This is a genomic window from Enterobacter cloacae complex sp. 394I7 (assembly GCF_057320345.1).
In genome coordinates this window covers 354,174-378,706 of sequence record NZ_JBXWCR010000002.1, presented here as the reverse complement: position 1 = coordinate 378,706, position 24,533 = coordinate 354,174, and the positions used below count along the sequence as shown (strand labels likewise).

At 55.8% G+C, this 24,533-nt stretch carries 26 protein-coding genes; 6 read left to right on the top strand and 20 right to left on the bottom strand.

The window, feature by feature from the left end; translation table 11 throughout:
* Positions 1-94: 94 nt before the first annotated feature.
* On the top strand, positions 95-502 hold the full coding sequence (locus AC2FAP_RS12860) for a MarR family winged helix-turn-helix transcriptional regulator (protein ID WP_020883824.1): 408 nt from the start codon (positions 95-97) through the stop codon (positions 500-502).
* Here AC2FAP_RS12860 and AC2FAP_RS12855 read toward each other — a convergent pair.
* Positions 499-1,386, bottom strand: a complete 888-nt coding sequence (locus AC2FAP_RS12855; protein WP_059306823.1) for a LysR family transcriptional regulator — start codon at positions 1,384-1,386, stop codon at positions 499-501. The genes AC2FAP_RS12860 and AC2FAP_RS12855 overlap by 4 nt on opposite strands.
* Positions 1,387-1,493: 107 nt before the next feature.
* Here AC2FAP_RS12855 and AC2FAP_RS12850 point away from each other — a divergent pair, with 107 nt between their 5' ends.
* Together AC2FAP_RS12850 and AC2FAP_RS12845 are read left to right on the top strand one after the other, a co-directional pair.
* Positions 1,494-2,702, top strand: coding sequence for an MFS transporter (locus AC2FAP_RS12850; RefSeq protein ID WP_182268846.1), 1,209 nt, complete (start codon positions 1,494-1,496; stop codon positions 2,700-2,702).
* Complete coding sequence (locus AC2FAP_RS12845; protein ID WP_014171387.1) at positions 2,699-3,076, top strand: DUF4440 domain-containing protein; 378 nt, start codon at positions 2,699-2,701, stop codon at positions 3,074-3,076. The genes AC2FAP_RS12850 and AC2FAP_RS12845 overlap by 4 nt, the downstream gene beginning before the upstream one ends.
* Positions 3,077-3,128: 52 nt before the next feature.
* On the opposite strand, the gene rpoS is transcribed toward AC2FAP_RS12845, so the two are convergent.
* The 13 genes from rpoS to cysG all read right to left on the bottom strand — a co-directional run bounded on the left by rpoS (position 3,129) and on the right by cysG (position 14,208).
* Complete coding sequence (gene rpoS / locus AC2FAP_RS12840; protein ID WP_013098493.1) at positions 3,129-4,121, bottom strand: RNA polymerase sigma factor RpoS; 993 nt, start codon at positions 4,119-4,121, stop codon at positions 3,129-3,131.
* A gap of 59 nt (positions 4,122-4,180) precedes the next feature.
* On the bottom strand, positions 4,181-5,305 hold the full coding sequence (nlpD, locus tag AC2FAP_RS12835; RefSeq protein ID WP_020883821.1) for a murein hydrolase activator NlpD: 1,125 nt from the start codon (positions 5,303-5,305) through the stop codon (positions 4,181-4,183).
* A gap of 116 nt (positions 5,306-5,421) precedes the next feature.
* Positions 5,422-6,048 (bottom strand): protein-L-isoaspartate(D-aspartate) O-methyltransferase, encoded by a 627-nt coding sequence (locus AC2FAP_RS12830; RefSeq protein ID WP_020883820.1) that lies wholly within the window; start codon positions 6,046-6,048, stop codon positions 5,422-5,424.
* Entirely contained in the window at positions 6,042-6,803 is a 762-nt protein-coding gene (gene surE, locus AC2FAP_RS12825; RefSeq protein ID WP_025203364.1) for a 5'/3'-nucleotidase SurE, read from the bottom strand. Before surE ends, AC2FAP_RS12830 begins: the two co-directional genes overlap by 7 nt.
* On the bottom strand, positions 6,784-7,833 hold the full coding sequence (gene truD, locus AC2FAP_RS12820; protein ID WP_014171393.1) for a tRNA pseudouridine(13) synthase TruD: 1,050 nt from the start codon (positions 7,831-7,833) through the stop codon (positions 6,784-6,786). Before truD ends, surE begins: the two co-directional genes overlap by 20 nt.
* The gene (gene ispF / locus AC2FAP_RS12815; RefSeq protein WP_014171394.1) at positions 7,830-8,309 is read right to left on the bottom strand and encodes a 2-C-methyl-D-erythritol 2,4-cyclodiphosphate synthase; all 480 of its coding nucleotides are present in this window, start codon (positions 8,307-8,309) and stop codon (positions 7,830-7,832) included. The genes truD and ispF overlap by 4 nt, the downstream gene beginning before the upstream one ends.
* Positions 8,309-9,019: a 2-C-methyl-D-erythritol 4-phosphate cytidylyltransferase gene (gene ispD, locus AC2FAP_RS12810; protein ID WP_181216140.1), complete on the bottom strand. Its 711-nt coding sequence runs from the start codon at positions 9,017-9,019 to the stop codon at positions 8,309-8,311. Before ispD ends, ispF begins: the two co-directional genes overlap by 1 nt.
* Positions 9,020-9,038: 19 nt before the next feature.
* Entirely contained in the window at positions 9,039-9,350 is a 312-nt protein-coding gene (gene ftsB / locus AC2FAP_RS12805; RefSeq protein WP_008499609.1) for a cell division protein FtsB, read from the bottom strand.
* A gap of 166 nt (positions 9,351-9,516) precedes the next feature.
* Positions 9,517-9,843, bottom strand: a complete 327-nt coding sequence (locus AC2FAP_RS12800) for a DUF3561 family protein (RefSeq protein ID WP_014171396.1) — start codon at positions 9,841-9,843, stop codon at positions 9,517-9,519.
* Between the two features lie 58 nt (positions 9,844-9,901).
* Positions 9,902-10,507, bottom strand: a complete 606-nt coding sequence (gene cysC, locus AC2FAP_RS12795; protein ID WP_014171397.1) for an adenylyl-sulfate kinase — start codon at positions 10,505-10,507, stop codon at positions 9,902-9,904.
* Positions 10,507-11,931, bottom strand: coding sequence for a sulfate adenylyltransferase subunit CysN (gene cysN / locus AC2FAP_RS12790; RefSeq protein ID WP_449541295.1), 1,425 nt, complete (start codon positions 11,929-11,931; stop codon positions 10,507-10,509). Before cysN ends, cysC begins: the two co-directional genes overlap by 1 nt.
* Positions 11,932-11,940: 9 nt before the next feature.
* Positions 11,941-12,849 (bottom strand): sulfate adenylyltransferase subunit CysD, encoded by a 909-nt coding sequence (cysD, locus tag AC2FAP_RS12785; protein ID WP_006811770.1) that lies wholly within the window; start codon positions 12,847-12,849, stop codon positions 11,941-11,943.
* Between the two features lie 9 nt (positions 12,850-12,858).
* On the bottom strand, positions 12,859-14,208 hold the full coding sequence (gene cysG / locus AC2FAP_RS12780; RefSeq protein WP_333083941.1) for a siroheme synthase CysG: 1,350 nt from the start codon (positions 14,206-14,208) through the stop codon (positions 12,859-12,861).
* A gap of 246 nt (positions 14,209-14,454) precedes the next feature.
* Here cysG and AC2FAP_RS12775 point away from each other — a divergent pair, with 246 nt between their 5' ends.
* Positions 14,455-15,498 (top strand): aminopeptidase, encoded by a 1,044-nt coding sequence (locus AC2FAP_RS12775; RefSeq protein WP_333083894.1) that lies wholly within the window; start codon positions 14,455-14,457, stop codon positions 15,496-15,498.
* A gap of 54 nt (positions 15,499-15,552) precedes the next feature.
* Here AC2FAP_RS12775 and cysH read toward each other — a convergent pair whose 3' ends face one another.
* Genes cysH through cysJ form a run of 3 tightly spaced genes read right to left on the bottom strand, consistent with a single transcriptional unit; the run spans position 15,553 to position 19,820 of the window.
* A complete protein-coding gene (cysH, locus tag AC2FAP_RS12770) occupies positions 15,553-16,287 on the bottom strand; it encodes a phosphoadenosine phosphosulfate reductase (protein WP_014171401.1) in 735 nt (244 codons plus the stop codon).
* A gap of 15 nt (positions 16,288-16,302) precedes the next feature.
* A complete protein-coding gene (gene cysI, locus AC2FAP_RS12765; RefSeq protein WP_014171402.1) occupies positions 16,303-18,015 on the bottom strand; it encodes an assimilatory sulfite reductase (NADPH) hemoprotein subunit in 1,713 nt (570 codons plus the stop codon).
* Positions 18,015-19,820, bottom strand: coding sequence for an NADPH-dependent assimilatory sulfite reductase flavoprotein subunit (gene cysJ, locus AC2FAP_RS12760; RefSeq protein WP_149376061.1), 1,806 nt, complete (start codon positions 19,818-19,820; stop codon positions 18,015-18,017). Before cysJ ends, cysI begins: the two co-directional genes overlap by 1 nt.
* Positions 19,821-20,126: 306 nt before the next feature.
* Between cysJ and queD the strand changes: the two genes are divergently transcribed.
* Complete coding sequence (gene queD, locus AC2FAP_RS12755) at positions 20,127-20,489, top strand: 6-carboxytetrahydropterin synthase QueD (protein WP_014171404.1); 363 nt, start codon at positions 20,127-20,129, stop codon at positions 20,487-20,489.
* 27 nt (positions 20,490-20,516) lie between these two features.
* Here the strand turns inward: queD and queE are convergent, their stop codons facing one another.
* Genes queE through AC2FAP_RS12740 form a run of 3 tightly spaced genes read right to left on the bottom strand, consistent with a single transcriptional unit; the run spans position 20,517 to position 23,509 of the window.
* Positions 20,517-21,188: a 7-carboxy-7-deazaguanine synthase QueE gene (gene queE, locus AC2FAP_RS12750; protein ID WP_020883810.1), complete on the bottom strand. Its 672-nt coding sequence runs from the start codon at positions 21,186-21,188 to the stop codon at positions 20,517-20,519.
* A 54-nt stretch (positions 21,189-21,242) separates the two neighbouring features.
* A complete protein-coding gene (locus AC2FAP_RS12745) occupies positions 21,243-21,950 on the bottom strand; it encodes an N-acetylmannosamine-6-phosphate 2-epimerase (RefSeq protein ID WP_020883809.1) in 708 nt (235 codons plus the stop codon).
* Complete coding sequence (locus AC2FAP_RS12740; protein ID WP_020883808.1) at positions 21,950-23,509, bottom strand: maltose/glucose-specific PTS transporter subunit IIC; 1,560 nt, start codon at positions 23,507-23,509, stop codon at positions 21,950-21,952. Before AC2FAP_RS12740 ends, AC2FAP_RS12745 begins: the two co-directional genes overlap by 1 nt.
* Positions 23,510-23,675: 166 nt before the next feature.
* Here AC2FAP_RS12740 and AC2FAP_RS12735 point away from each other — a divergent pair, with 166 nt between their 5' ends.
* Positions 23,676-24,500: a MurR/RpiR family transcriptional regulator gene (locus AC2FAP_RS12735; RefSeq protein ID WP_020883807.1), complete on the top strand. Its 825-nt coding sequence runs from the start codon at positions 23,676-23,678 to the stop codon at positions 24,498-24,500.
* The last annotated feature ends 33 nt before the right edge of the window (positions 24,501-24,533 follow it).

The following is a 24,533-nucleotide window of genomic DNA, read 5'->3' as shown; positions in this document are numbered from 1 at the left end:
TCGTACACGATCACATTAATTGCTAAAAATTGCCGCGTTAAAATCCTGGGCAAGAGCGGCTATCATAGGGAGAGAATTTTTCGTCGGAGTGTTCATGGAACTGAGACAAGAGGCGTTTCACCTGTTACGCCAGCTTTTTCAACAGCATACTGCCCGTTGGCAACATGCATTGCCGGAACTGACCAAACCGCAGTACGCGGTATTGCGGTCTATTGCCGAAAATCCGGGGATTGAGCAAGTTGCTCTGACAGAAGTGGCGGTCAGCACAAAGGCGACGCTCGCGGAGATGCTGAGCCGCATGGAGGCGCGTGGACTGGTAAAACGCGAGCACGATCCGGCGGACAAGCGCCGTCGTTTCGTCTTCCTGACGCCGGAAGGTGAAGCGCTGCTTGCCAGCTGTAAACCGCTCGGCAATGACGTGGACGAGGCGTTTTTAGGGCGGCTGAGCAACGACGAGCGGGCGCAATTCTCCGCACTCGTCAAAAAAATGATGCGCGACTAGTTAACCCGGGTGCGCATAAAGTCGATAAAGGTGCGCACTTTCGCAGGCACATGCGTGGCATCGGGATAAACCGCATAGATGCCCTGCCGCGCAAAGGTATATTCCGGTAAAACCGACACCAGCTTGCCGTCATCAAGCGCATGGCGCACCAGCCACGCCGGCAACAGCGCCACGCCACATCCCGCGAGCGCAAAAGCCATCAGCGCCTGAGCACTGTCCGCAAACAAACGCGGTGCTTTTTTAATTTCCAGCGTGGCGGGCTCACCGCTGGCATCGTTCACCTGCCAGCGCAGCGGCGAGGCTAAGCGCTCATGAATAATCCAGTCAGCTTTCGCCAGCTGTTCAAGCGATTCTACAGGATGGTTACGCAGCCAGCCGGGCGTCGCTACGGGGAAAATAGTGAACTGCGTTATCAATGCCGCGTGGTAGCGTGAATCGGCAAGGGTTCCCAGCCGGATGGCGACATCAAAGCGCTCTGAAATCAGATCGGCATGCAGTGAAGACGAAACGTGACGCACGCGAAGGTCCGGGTGTTGCTGGCTAAACTCAGCCAGTAACGGGACCACAACCTGCGAGCCGTACTCCGGTGTGGTGGTGATCCGCAACTCCCCCGTAAGACCTGCATGGTTTGCACGGACGTCGTCCTTCAGGCGTTCCGCGTCCTTTAAAAGCGCGACGCTCCGTTGATGGAAAAGCCTCCCTGCCTCGGTTAACGTCAGTCGACGGGTGGAACGCAGCAACAGGGTGACACCCAGTTCATCTTCCAGCTGGCGGATATTGAAGCTGACCACCGCTTTTGTCAGCCCCATTGCCTCTGCTGCGGCGGTGAAACTCCCGGTATCTGCGACGGCGACAAACATCGCGGTACGCTGCAAATTAATCATTGTCAGCCCTATTACTGTCAAAAATTTTTTGACAGTATATCGCGCTTTATAACGTTTATCCGTACCTCCCTGCCCGATACGATACGCCCCTCACTGGAGGTGCCGCCATGTCGTATCGCAGCAAAGTCGCCGTTGTCTATCTGCTGGGCTTTTTTCTTGATTTAATTAATATGTTTATCGCCAGCGTCGCTTTCCCGGCAATGGCTCAGGCGTTCAACGCCACGCCCTCATCGCTTGCCTGGGTCAGTAACGGCTATATTGCCGGTCTGACGCTCGTCATCCCCTTCAGCACCCTGCTGACGCGCAGGCTCGGGCCGAAGCATGTCATTCTGCTTTCGCTTTTTCTCTTTAGCGCCGCCTCCGTTGCGGCAGGTTTGTCGTCCTCACTTGAGAGCCTGATTGCCTGGCGAGTGCTGCAGGGCATGGGAGGGGGGTTACTGATCCCGGTCGGACAGGCGCTGACCTGGCAACAGTTTAAACCCCATGAGCGTGCCAGGCTCTCCTCAGCGGTCATGCTGGTTGCATTGCTTGCGCCTGCATGCTCACCCACCGTGGGGGGAGTGCTGGTTCAGGCACTCAGCTGGCGATGGATATTCTTTGCCACAACGCCTGTCGCCGCCGTGACGTTTTTCCTGGCCTGCGTGTGGCTTAAGAATGAGAGGTCCCCCGTGAAAGCGAGCAGGCTGTTAAACCTGCCCCTGCTGGCCGACCCGCTGCTGCGTTTCTCCATGCTTGTCTATTTGTGCGTACCCGGCATGTTTATTGGGGTGAACGTCACGGGGATGTATTATCTTCAGAGCGAGGCGCACATGACACCTGCCGCAACGGGGATGCTGATGCTGCCATGGTCTCTGGCCTCGTTTATGGCGATCACCGCGACCGGACGTTATTTTAACCGCGTGGGTCCCCGGCCTCTCATTGTCGTGGGTTGCCTGTTACAGGCGCTGGGCGTTTTACTGCTGCTTAACGTCAGCCCGACTACCACAGTGTTGTTACCTGGCGTCGCGTTTACGTTAATGGGCGCGGGCGGCAGTCTTTGCAGCAGTACGGCGCAAAGCAGCGCATTTTTAACGACGGCGCGCGACGATATGCCTGACGCCAGCGCGCTATGGAATCTTAATCGTCAGATCAGTTTTTTTGCCGGGGCATTCCTGCTCTCGCAGGTGCTGAACCTGACACTGGCGTTTTTCACGCCGCTCGCCGCATGGCACTGGATGTTTAGTGTTGCTGCGGCCATCACATTACTTCCCGTCGTGTACGTCTTTCGTCTTAACAACACGCAGGTGCTTTCAGAGGTGCAACAGGAGAAACCATGACCCATTTCGAACAGGACATTATCGACGTTCACGTTATGCTGGAGAACTGGTTGGGTAAGGGCGAAGGGGATGTTGACGCCCTGCTTGCCCACTTTCAGCCGGATTTTATGATGCTCACCCCAGGTGGCGTCCATTTTGACTATAACGCGCTTGTCGGTTTCCTGGACCTTCAGCGCGGCAGCCGTCCTGGTCTGGAAATTGTTCTTGATGAGATAACGACGCTACAGACGTGGGCCAACGGCGCAGTGCTTCACTACCGGGAAACGCAAACTCGCCCGGATCAGCCCGTCAATGTGCGCTGGTCAACCGCCGTGCTCAATCAGAAGGATGGCAAGATAACGTGGCGTTTGCTGCACGAAACGGCACAACCGTAACGCAAAAGAAAAAGGCCCGTCTCACGACGGGCCTTTTTTGATGAAAGATTGCTTATTCGCGGAACAGCGCTTCGATATTCAGACCTTGTCCCTGCAGGATTTCACGCAGGCGACGCAGACCTTCAACCTGAATCTGACGAACACGTTCACGGGTCAGGCCAATTTCGCGGCCGACGTCTTCCAGTGTTGCAGCTTCATACCCCAGTAAACCGAAACGACGTGCCAGCACTTCACGCTGTTTGGCGTTCAGTTCGAACAGCCATTTGACGATGCTCTGTTTCATGTCATCGTCCTGCGTGGTGTCTTCCGGACCGTTGTCTTTTTCATCGGCCAGGATGTCCAGCAGCGCTTTTTCGGAGTCGCCACCCAACGGGGTGTCAACGGAGGTAATGCGCTCGTTGAGACGCAGCATACGGCTTACGTCATCAACCGGTTTATCAAGTTGTTCGGCGATCTCTTCCGCGCTTGGCTCGTGGTCCAGTTTATGGGACAACTCGCGCGCAGTACGCAGATAGACGTTCAACTCTTTGACGATGTGAATCGGCAGGCGAATCGTACGGGTTTGGTTCATAATCGCCCGTTCGATGGTCTGACGAATCCACCAGGTCGCGTAGGTTGAGAAACGGAACCCGCGTTCCGGGTCAAACTTCTCAACTGCGCGGATGAGACCTAAGTTGCCCTCTTCAATCAGATCCAGCAGAGCCAGACCTCGATTGCCGTAACGACGGGCAATTTTCACGACCAGACGCAAGTTACTTTCAATCATGCGACGGCGCGAGGCAACATCACCACGCAAAGCACGACGTGCGAAATAGACTTCTTCTTCGGCCGTTAACAGTGGGGAGTAACCAATCTCCCCAAGGTAAAGCTGAGTCGCGTCCAGTACACGCTGTGTGGCGCCCTGCGATAACAGCTCTTCTTCAGCCAAATCGTTATCACTGGGTTCCTCTTCTACTAAGGCTTTTTCATCAAAAGCCTCTGCTCCGTTCTCATCAAATTCCGCATCTTCATTTAAATCATGAACTTTCAGCGTATTCTGACTCATAAGGTGGCTCCTACCCGTGATCCCTGAACGAGACACCCTGGCTGGCATGCCCCGTCAACTTATCGCTGCGGCAAATACTGCAGCGGGTTTACGGATTTCCCCTTGTAACGAATTTCAAAATGCAAGCGTGTAGAACTGGTGCCGGTGCTACCCATGGTAGCGATTTTTTGCCCCGCCTTAACTTCTTGTTGTTCCCGGACCAGCATTGTGTCGTTATGGGCGTAGGCACTCAGGTAATCATCGTTATGTTTGATGATAATAAGATTACCGTAACCGCGCAGAGCGTTACCGGCATATACAACACGACCGTCTGCGGTCGCGATAATAGCCTGTCCCTTATTCCCTGCGATATCGATCCCTTTATTTCCTCCCTCGGAGGAAGAGAAGTTTTCGATAACCTTGCCGTCAGTTGGCCAGCGCCATGCAGAAATTGGCGAACTGGAGGTCATACTGCTGGCAGTCGGTTCAGTAGAGCTAACCACAGGTGCCGTAGTCGGTGCTGTGACAACAGTCGCAGTCCCTTTATTATTCGGCAACATTTTGTTAGCAGTCTGATCACCTGAATCCTCAGAATACGTAATTACCGGTTGTGAAGCAACCACCGTGGTGGATTTTTGTGCAGGCTTAACGCTGTTATTTTGCGCAGTGACATCGGCCGCTGAAACGGTGTTGCCAGGCGTGAGCGGCGTACCCGTCGCATTGCCCACCTGGAGCGTCTGGCCGACTTCCAGACCATACGGGGCCTGGACGTTATTACGCTGCGCCAGGTCACGGAAATCGTTCCCGGTGATCCACGCAATATAGAACAGCGTGTCGCCGCGTTTTACGGTATAGGTGCTCCCACCGGTATAGCTACCTTTCGGAATGTTCCCATACTGGCGGTTATACACTATGCGGCCATTTTGAGTCTGCACAGGGTGTTCCACTGGCTGAACCTGTGTTGGCTGCGTAACAGGAGGCTGCATTGGCTGAATGGGCGGATTTTGTTGTGCCGCAGCAGTGCCCATTTTAGGCGGAGGCGTGATCAACATTCCGCTGGACGTGTTACCCGAGCTGCTGGATCCTCCCACGGAACTGACGGGCGCAGGTGCATTATTAGAACTTGTACAGCCTGCCAGCCAGAGCGAAACCAGTGATAATGCCGCAACACGGCTGATGGTGAATTTAGGGCTTCCCGCGCTCATTTATCCCCCAGGAATGTGTTAACTACCAGTGACTTAAAATTTACCGTGATGACACGAATCTTTCGCGCCACACCATACGCTGAATTTGCCTTAATAACCCTGGATAATTCTGAGTCTCAGGCCAACTCCCCCTTTACCAGAGGAACAAAGCGCACGGCTTCCACGGTATCGATAATAAACTCGCCGCCACGCCGACGAACGCGCTTCAGGAGCTGTTGCTCGTCCCCGACAGGCAGAACAAGAATGCCGCCTTCATCCAGCTGCGATAACAGAGCAGCGGGAATTTCAGGTGGAGCAGCCGTCACGATGATCGCGTCAAACGGGGCGCGTGCCTGCCAACCCTGCCATCCATCACCGTGTCGTGTCGAAACGTTATGTAAATCAAGTTGTTTCAGGCGACGACGCGCCTGCCACTGCAAACCTTTAATACGCTCAACGGAGCAAACATGGTGCACCAGATGCGCCAGGATCGCGGTTTGGTACCCCGACCCGGTGCCAATTTCCAGCACGCGCGAATGGGGCGTGAGCTCCAGCAGCTCCGTCATACGCGCCACCATGTAAGGCTGTGAAATCGTCTGGCCCTGCCCGATAGGCAGCGCCACGTTTTCCCACGCTTTGTGTTCAAACGCCTCGTCTACAAATTTCTCACGCGGCACCTGGGCGAGCGCGTCGAGCACATGCTCATCGCGGATCCCCTGAGCGCGTAGCTGTTCCAGAAGAGTTTGTACACGTTTGCTTACCATTGCGCGTTCACTCCTGCGCGATCCAGCCAACCCGACACCACATCATGCGCACTATACGCAGTTAAATCTACATGCAGCGGCGTAACCGAGACATATCCTTCATCAACAGCGGCAAAGTCGGTATCCGGTCCGGCGTCACACTTGTCGCCAGGAGGACCAATCCAGTAAAGCGTATTGCCACGCGGATCCTGCTGCGGGATCACCTGGTCAGCCGGGTGTCGGCTTCCGCAACGCGTTACGCGAATGCCTTTGATTTCATTCAACGGCAGATCCGGCACGTTAATATTGAGGATGCGCCCGGTACGCAGCGGCTCGCGATTGAGCGCCCGCAGGAGAGAACAGGTCACCGCTGCCGCCGTGTCGTAGTGCGTGTGGCCGTTTAACGAAACGGCCAGCGCAGGGAACCCCAGATGGCGCCCTTCCATGGCGGCGGCCACGGTTCCGGAGTAAATCACATCGTCGCCAAGATTGGGCCCGGCGTTAATACCGGAGACGACGATGTCCGGGCGCGGGCGCATCAGCGCGTTCACGCCCAGAAAAACGCAGTCGGTCGGCGTGCCCATCTGGACGGCGATATCACCATTTTCAAAGGTAAAGGTGCGAAGCGACGACTCCAGCGTCAGAGAGTTAGACGCTCCACTGCGGTTACGATCGGGTGCCACGACCTGCACTTCCGCAAATTCGCGAAGGTGTTTCGCCAGGGTCTGTATACCCGGCGCATGGATCCCGTCATCGTTACTCAGCAATATTCGCATAATCACCCGACGTGTTGATAAGTTCCCTGACAACACTGGTGGCAAAGCTACCTGCCGGCAGCCAGAAGCGTAACTCGACGGTTACGTCGTCCCACCAGTTCCAGCTCAACTGTTGCGGATAGAGCAGCATCGCACGGCGTGCCGCCTCGACTTTTTCCCGCACCAGCAATGTTTGTAATGCCTGCATATCAGCGACAGCAGACTGCTCAGCAGCCAGCGCATCGCCCTGCGTACCCCAGTCGCCCGTGCCGGGCAAGGCTGCGGTAATCATCAGCGTTTGAGTATCCACGCGCGACTGCACATCGGCCATTTCTTCAGCCGTTGCCACAAACCAACTCCCGCGTCCCGCTAATTGTAGCGCATCGCCGACAACAACTTGATTCGCGTCCGGTTTTTTCAGCCGTTCGCTCACAATCTGATTAAACAACGCACTGCGGGCCGCCGACAACCAAAAACTGCGTTTATTCCTGTCGCGGACCGGGGCATCGCTTTGCGCCCAGCGCAGTGCGCCGAGCAGGTTGCTGCCGCCGATACCAAAGCGCTGTGCGCCAAAATAGTTTGGTACGCCGCATGCGTTGATAGCGTTCAGGCGTTTTTCCACATCGTCACGGTCCGAAATCTCACGCAGTACCAGCGTAAAATGATTGCCCTTCAACGCGCCCAGACGCAGTTTGCGCTTATGGCGCGCGTATTCCAGTACCTTACAGCCCTCAAGCTCAAATTTGCTTAAATCAGGCATCGTATTACCCGGCACGCGCGCGCAGAGCCACTGTTCGGTGACGGCGTGTTTATCTTTCTGCCCGGCAAAGCTCACTTCGCGGGCATGAATTTTGAGGAATTTTGCCAGCGCATCGGCCACAAAACGGGTATTGCAGCCATTTTTCAGAATGCGTACCAGGATATGTTCGCCTTCGCCATCCGGCGCAAATCCCAGGTCTTCCACCACAACAAAATCTTCAGGGCTGGCTTTCAGCAGCCCGTTCCCCTGCGGTTTACCGTGCAGCCAGGTCAGGTTGTCGAAGTCCGTCATTGGCTTGCCTTCACCAGCAGCGCCACGGCCTCACAGGCAATCCCTTCACCACGACCGGTAAAGCCCAGTTTCTCTGTCGTCGTCGCTTTGACGTTAACATCATCCATGTGGCAACCGAGATCTTCTGCAATGAACACGCGCATCTGCGGGATATGCGGCAGCATTTTGGGGGCCTGAGCGATGATCGTCACATCCACGTTGCCGAGGGTGTAGCCTTTCGCCTGAATACGACGCCAGGCTTCACGCAGCAGCGCACGGCTGTCCGCACCTTTGAAGGCCGGGTCAGTGTCCGGGAACAGCTTACCGATATCGCCCAGTGCCGCAGCACCCAGCAATGCATCGGTCAGGGCATGTAATGCTACGTCGCCATCAGAATGCGCAAGCAGCCCTTTTTCATAAGGAATGCGTACGCCGCCAATGATAATTGGGCCTTCTCCGCCAAAGGCGTGTACATCAAAACCGTGTCCAATTCGCATTATGCCTTCTCCTGATGGGTCGAACGGGTAAGATAAAATTCCGCGAGCTGTAAATCTTCCGGACGCGTCACTTTTATATTATCAGCGCGTCCTTCAACCAGCTCAGGATGGAAACCGCAATACTCCAGCGCCGAGGCTTCGTCCGTGATGGTCGCACCTTCTTTAAGCGCACGCGTTAAGCAGTCGTGGAGTAATTCGCGGGGGAAAAATTGGGGGGTCAGCGCGTGCCATAAATCGATGCGCTCAACGGTGTGCGCGATAGCCTGCTTGCCCGGCTCAGCGCGCTTCATGGTGTCGCGTACCGGGGCGGCAAGAATACCGCCGACCCGGCTGGTTTCGCTAAGCGCCAGCAGGCGCGCAAGGTCATCCTGATGCAGGCACGGACGGGCAGCGTCATGGACCAGAACCCATGGTGCCTCACCGGCGGCCTGAATGCCCGCCAGCACGGAATCGGCACGCTCGGCGCCGCCGTCAACAACGGTAATCTGCGGATGATTTGCCAGCGGTAACTGCGCGAAACGCGCATCACCCGGGCTGATAGCGATAATCACGCGCGTCACCCGCGGATGCGCCAGCAGCGCCGCCACGGAGTGTTCGAGGATCGTTTTATCGCCAATAGAGAGGTATTGCTTGGGACATTCTGTCTGCATGCGCCGGCCAAAACCCGCAGCCGGCACCACGGCGCATACGTCCGAAAAAGTTACTGCCATGTCGTAATCCTGGGCCTGATTATCGATTGTTTTGTGCTGAGCCCTGATTGCGTTTAGACGCATCCGGAACCAGACGATAAAAAGTTTCGCCCGGCTTAGTCATACTGAGTTCATTGCGTGCGCGTTCCTCAATCGCCTCTTGCCCGCCATTGAGGTCATCAATTTCAGCAAAAAGTTGATCGTTTCGCGCCTTAAGTTTGGCGTTTGTTGCCTGCTGAGCCGCGACGTCATCGCTTACCCGGCTATAGTCGTGCAGTCCGTTTTTACCGAACCACAGCGAATATTGCAGCCAGATCAGCAAAGCCAGCAACAGCAGCGTTAGTTTACCCATCCTGCCCCCTGAAAAACGGCATCATCATCCCAAAACGCCCCCAGATCTCTTTGCCGGGGTAACAGAGATGCCGCAACATCGCGGGCAAATGTACCACATTTTTTCCGCAGAATCGCCTTGCTCAATATCGTCACACAGTTGTTTACGGTTTGAATTATGGCTGAAGTTAGCCCATGAGCCACAAAAATAACAGACCAAACATCAGAACCACCGTCACAATCGTGACCACGGTACTGTAAAGGAGTTTGCCATTAAGCAGCGAGTGCAGCGCAATACCGACGACAACCGCCACAGGCATCAGCGCTAGGAAGAAAGGCCAGGTATAGAGAAAGAAGAACAGCGTATTACCGCCATAGATAAGAAAAGGGATGCCCAGGGCCAGCAACCACGAGACGAAGCCGACTATGGCCCCAGGAAAGGACCAGGTCGTCTCGTCGTCGGTCGCTAACGGCTCCGACCCGGTGGTAATAATGTAGTTCTCACTGTTGCGCATAGCTGATCCTGTGACCGTGACTGATCGTTCGGGAAGACAGCTCCCGAACGATACCGTCTCAGGATCTGATAATATCGTCCCGTCTGAGCAGGTCTAATAATTGGCTTACTAAATTTGTTACCAATTGTTGACCTTCCAGGTGAATTTCAGGCGATTCAGGCGCTTCGTACACCGAGTCAATGCCGGTGAAGTTTCGCAGCTCTCCCGCACGCGCTTTCTTATATAGCCCTTTGGGATCGCGCGCTTCGCAAATTTCCAGCGGCGTATCAACAAACACTTCGATAAAGCGATCCTGCCCGACGCGCTCGCGCACCATCTGGCGTTCGGCACGATGCGGTGAGATAAACGCGGTCAGTACCACTAACCCGGCATCCGCCATCAGGCTGGCCACTTCCCCCACCCTGCGAATATTCTCTTTACGATCGTCGTCGCTGAAGCCCAAATCGCTGCACAGGCCGTGGCGCACATTGTCGCCATCCAGCAGGTAGGTACTGACCCCCTGCTGGTGTAGCGCCTCTTCCAGCGCGCCCGCTACCGTGGATTTACCAGAGCCGGATAGCCCGGTAAACCACAGTACCACGCCACGATGACCGTGAAGTTTCTCGCGCTGCGCGACGGTGACCGGATGAGGATGCCAGACGACGTTCTCATCATGGGCGGCCATTACTTGCCTCCCAGCAGATCGCGCGCACCCCAGTGCGGGAAGTGCTTACGCACCAGCGCATTCAGCTCCAGCTCAAAAGCGCTGAACTCAGAGGCCACCGTAGCCTGTTCATTTGGCTCACGCACCATACCGGCACCCACGGTCACGTTGGAGAGGCGATCGATAAAGATCAGCCCACCCGTTACCGGGTTCTGCTGGTAGGGATCCAGCACCAGCGGCTCGTCAAAGGTCACGTCGACCAGACCAATGCCGTTCAGCGGCAGCTCGGTGACGTCGCGCTGGGTCAGGTTATTGATGTCCACCTGGAACTGGATACCGTCCACGCGGGCACGGGTTTTCTTACCCGCGATTTTAATGTCGTAGCTCTGACCAGCGGTCAGCGGTTGTTCGGCCATCCACACCACATCAACGGAAGCCCCCTGCACCGCTGCCAGCGTCTCCTGAGCGTCCACCAGCAGATCGCCGCGGCTGATATCAATTTCATCTTTCAATACCAGCGTGACCGCTTCACCCGCACCGGCTTGCGGCAGATCGCCATCAAAGGTGACGATACGGCTGATGGTGGATTCCACACCAGACGGCAGAACTTTAACGCGCTGACCGACCACCACGGTGCCCGACGCGAGAGTGCCGGAGAAACCGCGGAAATCGAGGTTTGGACGGTTAACGTACTGAACCGGGAAGCGCATCGGCTGGGTGTCGACCACGCGCTGGATCTCCACGGTTTCCAGCACTTCGAGCAGCGTCGGGCCGCTATACCACGGCATGTTCGCGCTCTGGGAAGCCACGTTGTCGCCTTCCAGCGCAGAGAGCGGCACAAAGCGAATATCCAGGTTACCCGGCAGCTGTTCAGCAAACGTCAGGTAACTCTGGCGGATCTCATCAAACTTCTCTTCGCTGAAGTTCACCAGATCCATTTTGTTGACCGCCACCACCAGGTGTTTGATCCCCAGCAACGTGGAGATAAAGCTGTGGCGACGAGTCTGATCCAGTACCCCTTTACGGGCGTCAATCAGCAGGATCGCCAGTTCACAGGTAGACGCACCGGTCGCCATGTTACGGGTGTACTGCTCGTGCCCCGGGGTGTCGGCAATAATAAATTTGCGCTTCTCGGTGGAGAAATAGCGATACGCCACATCAATGGTGATGCCCTGCTCGCGCTCGGCCTGCAGGCCGTCCACCAGCAGCGCCAGGTCGAGTTTCTCGCCCTGGGTACCATGACGTTTACTGTCGTTGTGCAGGGACGAGAGCTGATCTTCGTAAATCTGACGCGTATCGTGCAGCAGACGGCCGATCAGCGTGCTTTTCCCGTCATCGACGCTGCCGCAGGTCAGAAAGCGCAGCAGGCTTTTGTGTTGTTGCGCGTGCAGATAAGCTTCTACGCCGCCTTCATTGGCAATTTGTTGAGCAATGGTCGTGTTCATGGCGGCTCCTTAGAAATAACCCTGACGTTTCTTCAGCTCCATGGAGCCTGCCTGGTCGCGGTCAATCACGCGGCCCTGTCGCTCACTGGTGGTCGACACCAGCATCTCTTCAATGATCTCCGGCAGCGTCTGCGCACTGGACTCCACTGCACCGGTCAATGGCCAGCAGCCGAGGGTACGGAAACGCACCATCTGTTTTTTGATCACTTCGCCTGGCTGCAGGTCGATGCGATCGTCATCGATCATCATCAGCATGCCGTCACGCTCCAGCACCGGACGTTCAGCGGCCAGGTACAGCGGCACGATCTCGATATTTTCCAGATAGATGTACTGCCAGATATCCAGCTCGGTCCAGTTGGAGAGCGGGAACACGCGAATGCTTTCGCCCTTGTTGATCTGGCCGTTGTAGTTATGCCACAGCTCCGGGCGCTGGTTTTTTGGATCCCAGCGGTGGAAGCGGTCGCGGAAAGAGTAGATACGCTCTTTCGCACGGGATTTTTCTTCGTCACGGCGTGCGCCGCCGAAGGCCGCGTCAAAACCGTATTTGTTCAGCGCCTGCTTCAGCCCTTCGGTTTTCATGATGTCAGTGTGTTTGGCGCTACCGTGCACGAACGGGTTAATGCCCATCGCCACCCCTTCTGGGTTTTTATGCACCAGCAGTTCGCAGCCGTAGGCTTTTGCCGTACGGTCGCGGAATTCATACATTTCACGGAATTTCCAGCCGGTATCAACGTGCAGCAGCGGGAACGGCAGCGTACCCGGGTAAAACGCTTTACGCGCCAGGTGTAGCATCACGCTGGAATCTTTACCGATGGAATACATCATCACCGGGTTAGAGAATTCGGCTGCCACTTCGCGGATAATATGGATACTTTCCGCTTCGAGCTGCCGCAGGTGAGTAAGTCGTTTTTGGTCCATAACCGTTCCTTAAGCCAGATTCACCACAGAGGAGCCAAACCCCTCTGAGTCTGTTGTATGTTGAAACCAGGCGAGTGTGCTGTGCAGGTGCACCACTTCCCCTACCACGATAAGCGCGGGCATAGGGGCCTCTTTCGCCAGGGTGGCAAGATCCTGTAGCGTACCGATAGCCACATGCTGATCGACGCGTGTGCCGCGAGAAATCACGGCGACCGGCGTGGTTGCCTCTCGACCGTGTTGAATAAGTTGTTCACTGATGTCCGCCGCCTTCATCGTGCCCATATAGATAGCCAGCGTCTGACGACTCTGGGCAAGATGCGACCAGTCAAACGGGGTGCTATCCGCCTTGTAATGGCCCGTGACAAAGGTCACGCTCTGGGCGTAATCGCGATGAGTAAGCGGTATACCGGCGTAAGCCGTCACTGCGGAAGCCGCCGTGATACCCGGGACGACCTGGAACGGCACGCCCGCTTCAGCCGCCGCCTGCAGCTCTTCCCCGCCGCGACCAAAGATAAACGGGTCGCCACCTTTAAGCCGCACCACCGTTTTGCCCGCTTTTGCCGCCGCCACCAGCATCTGGTTGGTGTCATGCTGCGGTACAGAGTGCTCGCCCGCCCTTTTGCCAACGCAGATTTGTTCTGCGTCACGGCGAATCAATTCGCGCACCCCGTCGGTGACCAGATGGTCATAGAACACCACATCGGCATCCTGAAGCACCTGCAGGCCGCGCAGGGTCAGCAGCCCGGCATCACCCGGCCCCGCACCGACCAGAATGATCTCGCCGCCGCTACTGCCAGGGTTATCCAGCTCATCTTCGAGGATCTGCTGCGCCGCCGTTTCATTCCCGGCATGCATCAGGCTGGCAAAACGACCGCGGAACACGCGTTCCCAAAAGCGACGGCGTTCCGTCACGCTGGTCAGGCGCGTTTTCAGATGGTTACGCCAGAAGCTCGCTTTCTCCGCCATCCGCCCAAGGCTGGTAGGCAAAAGTGCTTCGATTTTTTCCCGCAGCACGCGTGCCAGCACCGGCGCGGTCCCGCCGGAGGAGATGGCCACCAGCAATGGCGAACGGTCAACAATCGACGGGAAGATAAACGAACACAGCGGCCGATCGTCCACCACGTTCACCAGACGGTGACGGGCCTGAGCCGCCTCTGAAATACGGCGGTTGAGCTCACGGTTATCGGTTGCCGCAATCACCAGCACCACGGTGTCGATTTGCGACTCGTCGAAATCCGCCTCGTCGACTATCCGTACCTGCGCCCCCGCTCGCTGCAGAAACGCGATTTTGCGATCGGCAACCTCACCGGTGCCGACTACCAGCACAGGTCTGTCTTTTATCGCGGCAAAAAGGGGCAGATAGTCCACAAGCTACAACTCACTAACAACAAGGAATAGTGGGACTATAGGGGGCGGCTTAGATCGAATGAAATTACGAATTGGAATGAGTAGTTACTCAATGGAATAACGCCGTGGAAAAGCAAAGATCAAAAAGTGCTTAACACGCGAATTTTCGGGCATTTAAGAGCAATTCAAATTGTGTATGGTCGATCACAGTTTCATACTAGGCGGGTTAAAATTTTGCTCTGTTTTTAAGGACTCACTATGTTTTCCGCAACGCGCCACCGTATCGCTGCCCTGGCGCTCGGCGTTTGCTTTATCCTTCCGGCCCAGGCAAAAAATCAGCCCTATGGTGAAATCGCGAATATGCAGGCGCGGCATATTGCGACCGTCTTTCCGGGTCGTATGACCGGCACGCCAGCGGAAATGCTTTCCGCCGATTATATTCGCCAGCAATTTGCTGACATGGGTTACCAGAGCGATATTCGATCGTTTCACAGCCGCTACGTCTATACCTCGCGCAATAAAACAAAAAACTGGCACAACGTGACCGGCAGTACGGTCATTGCGGCGCATGAAGGTAGCGCGGCGGAACAGATCATTATCATGGCGCACCTGGACACCTACGCGCCAATGAACGACGCCGATACCGACAATAATCTCGGCGGGCTGACGTTACAGGGGCTGGACGATAACGCGGCGGGTCTGGGCGTGATGCTCGAACTGGCAGAGCGAATGAAAGACATTCCAACCCAATACGGGATCCGTTTCGTTGCCACCAGCGGTGAAGAAGAGGGAAAACTTGGCGCGGAGAATCTCCTGAAACGCATGAGTGCCGAGGAGAGGAAAAATACGCTGCTGGTGATTAACCTCGATAATCTGATCGTCGGCGATAAGCTCTATTTCAACAGCGGACAGAGTACGCCGGGTACCGTGCGTAAACTGACGCGCGACCGCGCGCTGGCAATCGCCCGCAGCCATGGGGTGTATGCCACCAGCAACCCGGGCGGGAATCCCGATTATCCTCGCGGAACCGGCTGCTGTAATGATGGTGAAGTGTTCGATAAAGCGGGCATTCCTGTTCTGTACGTGGAAGCCACTAACTGGATGCTGGGTAAGAAAGACGGTTATCAGCAGCGGGTGAAATCGAAGGCTTTCCCGGACGGGACGAGCTGGCATAACGTGCTGCTGGATAATCAGCAGCATATTGATAGCGCACTGCCGCAGCGGATTGAACATCGCAGTCGGGATGTGGTTAAAGTGATGCTGCCGCTGGTGAAAGAGCTGGCAAAAGCTGGGAAAGCGTAGAACAGAACATGTCCCTCACCCTTTGTAAGAGGGTGAGGGAAAAGGGAACAGAATTTACCCTTCGTGCAATCCGCACTCGCGCTTAAGTCCAAAGAATCGCGTCTCTTCTTCCGCCATGCCCGGTTCCCATTTACGCGTGGTATGGGTATCGCCCACTGACAGATAACCCTGGTCCCAGAGCGGGTGGTATTTCAGTCCGTGTTTTTGCAGGTACTGGTAAACCGTACGGTTATCCCAGTCGATGATCGGCAGCACTTTAAACACCCCGCGCTGAACCGCCAGCACCGGGAGCGTGGCGCGACTTCCGGACTGCTCGCGGCGTAACCCCGCAAACCAGGTCTGCGCGTTAAGCTCTTTCAGCGCCCGGTTCATCGGCTCGACCTTGTTGATCTCATTGTATTTCTCAATGCCCTCAACGCCCTGTTCCCACAGTTTGCCATACCGCGCCTCCTGCCAGGCCGCGCTTTGCTCCGCGCGGTAGACTTTCAGGTTCAGCCCGAGCTTGTCCGTCAGCTCATCGATAAACTGGTAGGTTTCCGGGAACAGGTAGCCGGTATCGGTCAGGATCACCGGAATGTCCGGACGAATCTGGTTCACCAGATGCAAACTCACCGCTGCCTGAATACCAAAACTCGACGAGAGCACATAATCACCCGGCAGGTTTTCCAGGGCCCATGCCACGCGGCCTTCGGCGTCGAGCTTTTCAAGCTGCGCATTGGTTTCTGCCAGCGCCAGAATGCGATCGACTTTTGGCAGTTCGTTTAGGGCGTTTAGATCGAGTACGGACATAATTACCTCTCGTGTTTACTCCCAGAAATCCCTTGCGGGATCGAGCACCGGGCGAATAATGCCCGCACGCACCGTAAAGTCGCCGAAGCCTTCACCCGCTTCGCGCTCTTTCGCCCAGCGCCCGACAAGCTCGTCGATAGAATCAAGAATTTCCGGCTCGGTGATGTTCTCACGGAACATGCGCGGAATACGCGTTCCGATACGGTTGCCGCCGAGGTGCAGGTTATAGCGACCCGGCGCTTTACCCACCAGACCCAGCTCGGCCAGCATCGCACGGCCACAGCCGTTCGGGCAGCCGGTGACACGCATAACAATATGCTCGTCCGGAATACCGTGTTTTTCCAGAATCGCTTCCACCTTATCGGTGAATGACGGCAGGAAACGCTCTGCTTCCGCCATCGCCAGCGGGCAGGTCGGGAACGACACGCAGGCCATTGAGTTTTCACGCTGCGGCTTCACCGCGTCCATCAACCCATGGTCGCGCGCCAGTTTCTCAATCTTCGCTTTCTGGCTTTCCGGCACGCCGGCAACGATCAGGTTCTGGTTAGCGGTGATACGGAATTCACCTTTATGGATCTTCGCAATTTCCAGCAGACCGGTTTTCAGCGGGCGGCCCGGATAATCAAGAATACGGCCGTTTTCAATAAACAGCGTCAGGTGCCATTTATTGTCGATGCCTTTAACCCAGCCAATACGATCGCCACGTCCCGTAAATTCATACGGACGGATCGGCTCAAACTTAATCCCCGCGCGACGCTCCACTTCCGCTTTGAACGTCTCTACGCCCACGCGCTCCAGGGTGTATTTGGTTTTCGCGTTTTTACGATCCGTACGGTTACCCCAGTCGCGCTGCGTGGTGACAACTGCTTCAGCCACGGCCAGCGTATGCTCCAGCGGCAGGAAACCAAACTCGCTTGCGGTGCGGGCATAGGTTTTCTTGTTACCGTGTTCGATGGAGAGACCGCCGCCCACCAGCAGGTTAAAGCCCACCAGCTTGCCATTTTCGGCAATCGCCACGAAGTTCATGTCGTTGGCGTGCAGATCGATATCGTTCTGCGGCGGGATCACCACGGTGGTTTTGAACTTACGCGGCAGATAGGTCTGGCCGAGGATCGGTTCTTCGTCGGTGGTGGCCACTTTTTCCTGATCGAGCCAGATCTCCGCATAGGCGCGGGTGCGTGGCAGCAGGTGCTCAGAGATCTTCTTCGCCCACTCATAGGCTTCGGCGTGCAACTCGGACTCGTACGGGTTCGAGGTGCAGAGCACGTTACGGTTCATGTCGTTGGCCGTGGCCAGCGCGTCCAGCCCGACAGAGTGCAGCATCTGGTGTACCGGCTTCACGTTCTTCTTCAGAATGCCGTGGAACTGGAAGGTCTGACGGTTGGTCAGACGGATGCTGCCATAAAGGGTATTTTCACCCGCAAACTTATCGATCGCCTGCCACTGTTTCGTGGTGATCACCCCGCCCGGAAGACGGCAGCGCAGCAGCATCGCATGACGCGGCTCCAGCTTCTGTTCTGCACGTTCGGCGCGGATATCACGGTCGTCCTGCTGATACATACCGTGGAAACGGATCAGCAGAAAGTTGTCGCCTTTAAAGCCGCCGGTGAGACCGTCATTCAGATCTTCAGCAATGGTGCCGCGCAGATAGTTGCTTTCCAGCTTCATGCGCTCGGCGTCTGTCAGTTTACCTTCGACCACCAGTGGCCCTGGATGTTTTTCGCTCATTAGTAGACATCTCGCTGATAACGGCGCTCAACGCGCAGCTCACTTAAAAATTCATCCGCCGTTTCGGCATCCATACCGCCGAATTCGGCAATCACTTCCAGCAATGCCTGCTCAACGTCTTTCGCCATGCGATTGGCGTCGCCGCAGACATAAATGTGGGCACCGTCATTGATCCAGCGCCACAGCTCTGCGCCCTGTTCGCGCAGTTTGTCTTGTACATATACTTTTTCTTGCTGATCGCGGGACCAGGCCAGGTCGATGCGTGTCAGGACACCTTCTTTGACGTAACGCTGCCACTCAACCTGGTAGAGGAAATCTTCCGTAAAGTGCGGGTTGCCGAAGAACAACCAGTTTTTACCCGGCGCCTCATCTGCAGCGCGCTGCTGCATAAAGGCGCGGAATGGCGCAATACCGGTCCCCGGCCCAATCATGATGACCGGCGTTTCCGGGTTCGCAGGCAGACGGAAGTTGTCGTTGTGCTCGATAAACACGCGCACTTCACCGTCTTCCTCCACGCGATCGGCCAGGAAGCTTGATGCCCCGCCCGCACGGGCACGGCCTTCGATGTCATAACGCACCACGCCCACGGTGATATGCACTTCGCTCTCCACTTCGGCCTGCGAAGAGGCAATGGAGTAGAGACGCGGCGTCAGCGGACGCAGCAGGGCAATTAGCGCATCCGCATCCAGCTGTGCCGGAGAGAAACGCACCATATCGACAATCGGCGTCGTCGCGGCGTAATGCTGCAGCTTCGCCTTATCCCCCACTAGGGGCAGCAGCGATTCACTGCGCGTTAAGGTGGCGTAATTTTCAACGATGTTTGGCGTGTTGACCGTCAGCTCGAAATGCCACTGCAGCGCCTCAGAGAGCGGCTGCGTGTTACCGTCGACGGTGACAGGCTCATCGCCTTTCAGCCACAGCAGTTCGACCAGCTCTTTAACCAGCGCCGGATCGTTCTGGTACCAGATCCCAAGTGCATCGCCCGGCTGGTAACGCAGACCGGAATCACCGAGATCGATTTCAATATGCCGCACGTCTTTCTCAGAGGCGCGACCGGTAATTTTCTGATTAACTGCCAGGCTCGCTGCCAGCGGTGCCTCTTTGGTATACGGGCTGGTGTGAATATCATTGACTGCACCCGCCGCGGTGACGGCAGCCTGCGCTGGCGTCTCTTTCGGCACGCGTGCTTTCAGCACGTCAACGATGCGCGCACGCCATTCAGCGGCGGCGGTCTGGTATTCCACATCCGCATCAACGCGGTCCAGCAGGCGCTCAGCGCCCAGTTCCGCCAGTTTGCTGTCGAAATCTTTACCGGACTGGCAGAAAAATTCGTAGGAGGTGTCGCCCAAGCCAAACACGGCAAACGCTGTCCCGTTCAGTTTTGGGGCTTTTTTCGAGAACAGGAATTTATGCAGGGCCACCGCTTCTTCAGCCGGCTCACCTTCACCCTGGGTTGAGGCAACCACCACCAGCAGTTTTTCGGACGCGATCTGTTTGAATTTATAGTCCCCGGCGTTCACCAGGTTCACGTTCAGTTTGGCGGCCAGCAGGTCGTCGCGCAGCGCTTCGGCCACACGGCGAGCATTGCCCGTCTGCGAGGCAGAAATCAGCGTAATCGCCGGAATTTCTACCGCAGTTGCCGGTGCAGCAGCCACAGCGCCCGGTTGCTGGTTAAGCATTCCCCAGAAATAGCCGGAGACCCAGGCAAGCTGGGTGGGAGAAAAATCAGAGGTGGCAGCCTGAAGGCGCGCCAGTTGCTCCGGGTTCAGGGGAAGCAAATTTGAAGGTGGGGCCTGTGTTGTCATGCGTCGTTATGTTCCAGTAGCCAAGCGGACTTTAAGCGAATAAATCCAAACTGAAGATAAGGTTAACGGCGAGGATAATAACAATTAAAGAAGGGATGGAAATAATAAATAACCAAATGGACTAACCTGTTTTAGTTATCGTTCTTAACGATAAAAACGATTAACTAACCCATTGAAATTTAGTAATAAAACAGTAGTCCTTTCTCGTATGCACCACGTTGCGGCAACAGAGCCGTTTTAGTTAATGATAAAAATTGTGCTTTCCGGTACTATGCGGCGGTTTTTTCCGCATTACTGAGAGCAATAATGTCCACCACACTGTTTAAAGATTTCACCTTCGAAGCCGCCCACCACCTTCCGCATGTTCCTGAAGGGCATAAATGTGGCCGTCTGCACGGGCACTCGTTTATGGTGCGTCTTGAGATAACCGGTGACGTCGATCCGCATACCGGTTGGATCATGGACTTTGCCGAGCTGAAGGCGGCATTCAAACCGACCTACGATCGTCTGGATCACTACTATCTGAATGATATCCCGGGTCTTGAAAACCCGACCAGTGAAGTGCTGGCTAAATGGATTTGGGATCAGATGAAACCGCAGGTGCCTCTGCTGAGCGCGGTGATGATCAAAGAGACCTGCACCGCAGGCTGTATCTATCGCGGTGAGTAAAAAAAGCCCGGAATATCCGGGCTTTTTTTAGGCGATGTTCAGGTACTTGTGCGTCTGCATCGACAGCCGCCAGTTGCGGGCAATACAGGTTTCAATACACAGGCGCGTGGCATCCTCTTTCTGGCTGATAGGCTGCAGCGCGATGATCCGCTGCTTTTCATCCGTCAGCGTGGCGAGCAGTTCATCCAGCGCTTCGATATCACGCACGCGGCCAACCGGGTGTTTAATCTCATCAGCACGCTCCAGCGCCTGAGAGAGTACATCGTAGCCGCCGCGCATGTTAACTTTCGGCGAAACCGTCACCCAGGTGGTGTGAGAACAGCGCACTTCATGCGTGCCGCTGGTTTCAATCTGACAGCTGTAGCCGTTCTTTTCGAGCAGCTCGGTCAGTGGCGTCAGGTCGTGGATGCAGGGTTCACCCCCGGTAATCACCACGTGGCGCGCCGTCCAGCCCTGACGGCCAATGATCGCCAGCAGATCTTCTGCACTTCCCGCGCCCCACTTATCGCTCTCTTTGGTTTTAGCCAGAATGCTAAACAGCGACACTTCCCGATCTGCGAGTTTATCCCACGTATGTTTGGTATCACACCAGGCACAGCCAACCGGGCATCCCTGTAATCGAATAAAGATGGCGGGAACGCCGGTAAAGTAACCCTCGCCTTGCAGGGTCTGGAACATCTCGTTAATCGGGTACTGCATAGTCATCTCAGTTAAGGGGATAAACGATAAGTATCGCAGATCCCCGTCAGATGGTCATGCTCCATCGGTGCTTTGAGCGCCAATCGCTGCCATAAACCGTGCAGTAATTTGCTGTGGACGGGTGATGGCCCCGCCGACAACGACCATAAAGGCACCAAGTTCCAGGCACCTCGCCGCCCGTTCAGGTGTATCAACGTTGCCTTCGGCCACCACGGGAATGTCGACGGCAGCCAGCACCTCTTTCAGAAACGCGCAGTCATTGTCCGGTAGAGCATGGCCTGCGGTTTCTGTCGTATAACCGTAAAGCGTGGTCCCCACACAATCAAAACCCAGCGCCTGCGCCGTCACGGCCTCTTCTGTTGTGGAAATATCCGCCATCAGGCGTACCGACGGGTACCGCGTGCGGATATGCGCGACCAGCGTCGCCAGGTCTTCGCCGCCAGGGCGCTGTCGCGCAGTCGCATCCAGGGCAATGATTTCCGGAGAAACCGTCATCAGCTCATCCACCTCTTTCATCGTGGCGGTGATAAACACCTCACTATCCGGATAATCGCGTTTGATGATGCCGATAACCGGCAGAGCTACCTGCTGCTTGATGGCTTCGATATCCACCACGCTATTGGCACGGATCGCTGCCGCCCCACCCTGCGCGGCGGCCAGCGCTATTCGTGACATAATAAACGCGCTATGCAGAGGTTCATTCTCCAGCGCCTGGCAGGAGACGACCAATTTTCCCTTCAGGTTATCCAGTACAGTTTTCATTACGATAAGATCTCTTCCACTTCGTTTTTAATAATCGTGACATGCGGCCCATAAATGACCTGAACACCGTTGCCGCGGACGATAACGCCGCGCGCGCCGGTCGCTTTCAGCGCCGATTCATTCACTTTGCTGCCATCCTTCACCGTGACGCGAAGACGCGTCGCGCAGCAGTCCACCTCTTCGAGATTGTCTTTGCCACCTAACCCGGCGATCACTGCAACGGCACGCTCGCTCTGCGAAAAGGTCACTTCATCCGCCATCGCCTCTTTCTCACGCCCCGGCGTGGCAAAATCAAAGCGATTAATCAGATAACGGAACGTAAAGTAATAAAGGAAGAACCACGGCACCCCTACCAGCGGTACGAACATCCAGTGGGTTTTGGCCTCGCCCTGGAGAATGCCGAACAGCACGAAGTCGATAAAACCGCCTGAGAAGGTTTGCCCGATAGTGATGTGTAAAATATGGGCGAGCATAAACGCCAGCCCGTCAAACAGGGCGTGAATGACGTACAGCACAGGAGCAACAAAAAGGAATGAGAACTCAATAGGTTCAGTAATCCCCGTCAGGAACGAGGTCAATGCCGCCGAAAGTAACAGCCCCGCGACGCGTTTTTTGTTCTCCGGCTTTGCCGTGTGGTACATCGCGAGGCAGGCACCCAGCAGACCAAACATCATCGTGATGAAGCGTCCGGACATGAAACGCGACGTGCCTTCATAAAACTGGCGTGTTGTCGGGTCGGCAAGCTGGGCGAAGAAGATCCGCTGCGTACCTTCAACCAACTGACCGTTAACGATCTCGCTGCCGCCAAGCGCGGTCGTCCAGAAGGGAAGATAGAAGATGTGGTGTAAACCAAACGGCCCGAGCATGCGCAAAATGAAACCGTACAGCATCGTCCCCAGATAACCGGTGGCATCCACAAGCCCGCCCAGACCGAAGATCAGCTTCTGGAAATGCGGCCAGATGACGGTCATTAATGCCCCGACAAGTATTGCCGCCAGCGAGCTGACGATCGGTACAAAACGTGAGCCGCCAAAGAAACCCAGGAACTGCGGAAGCGCGATCTTATTGAACCGATGATGTAACGCGCAGGTCACAAGCCCGATGACGACCCCACCAAATACGCCGGTTTCCAGCGTCTGGATCCCCAGCGTCATTCCCTGCCCTACGGCACCCGGGTTCTCAAGCGCCAGTTTTCCGGTCAGGATCAGCAGCGCATTGATGGTGGCATTCATCACCAGAAAAGCGAGCAATGCCGCCAGCCCCGCGGTTCCTTTATCATTTTTTGCCAGCCCGACGGCGACCCCGACAGCAAACAGCACCGAGAGGTTGGCGAACACAATCGAACCGGCACTGCTCATAATGGTAAAGATGGCCTGCAGCCACGCAACATCTAAAAACGGGTAGGCCGTGAGGGTATTGGGGTTTGATAACGCGCCTCCAATCCCCAGCAACAAACCCGCCGCGGGCAAGACGGCGATGGGCAACATAAATGATTTGCCAAAGCGCTGCGCTTTCTCAAACCATCCGCCAGAAGAAGCCCCACTGAACATTTGCATCATTTTTTCATCCCCTCGTGTATAGATGAAAATTTTTACCACATTAATTATTAATAGTGAAAATTATCATCAATAACCAGGAGGACGATCATACTTTTTCGAAATGACTGGCATCTTTCCCCCGCTTTCCGCCACACTAGTCGACAGAAGAATGCATTAAGGATCTCGCATGTCAGACCATGAAAACCTGCTGCTGAAGCTACGCCAGGAGGCTTCCGGGTACAGCCCAACACAACGAAAACTGGGTGAGTTTGTCCTCAACGATCCTGCCCGGGTGCTTTACCTGACGATCACTGAGCTGGCGCGCGAAAGTCATACCAGCGAGGCCAGCGTGACGCGTCTTTGCCGCACGCTGGGCTGTAAGGGGTACACGGAATTCAAAATGGCACTTGCGCTGGACATTCAGCAGGGTCAGCCAGAGCGTCAGGCCGGGGATGAAATTGATAGCGTAGTGGAAGAGTCTGTACAGGCTCTGCAGGATACCGCCAGACTGCTCGACAGAGCGCTGCTGGAAAAGGCGGCGCAGGCACTGCATCAGGCGCAGTCAGTCCAGATTTATGGGGTCGCTGCCAGTGCGATCCTCGGCGAGTATCTGCATTATAAGCTGTTGCGCCTGGGCAAACCTGTGCAGCTCTTCAGCGATATGCACCGTGCAGCCATGAATGCGACCACCCTCTCTAAAGCGTCGCTGGTGGTAGCCATCTCCAGTTCAGGCTCAACGCGGGATTTACTTCACGTCGTAAAACTTGCGCGCAAACGTGGCGTCCCCGTGCTGGCGCTCAGCAATACGCCGCGTAGCCCGCTGGCGTCCCTGAGCGATATGCTACTGGTTGCAGCCAAACCCGAGGGGCCTCTTAGCGCAGGCGCACTCAATGCCAAAGTGGGCGTTATGTTGCTGGTCGAGTTGCTTACCCACTCCCTTATTGCAATAGACGGTCATTACGGCGAGGTCAGCCAACAAACCGCCAGCGCAACGCTTCCGCTGTTGCTGTAAAAAACCTTCGCAGGCTATATATCAATAGCCTGC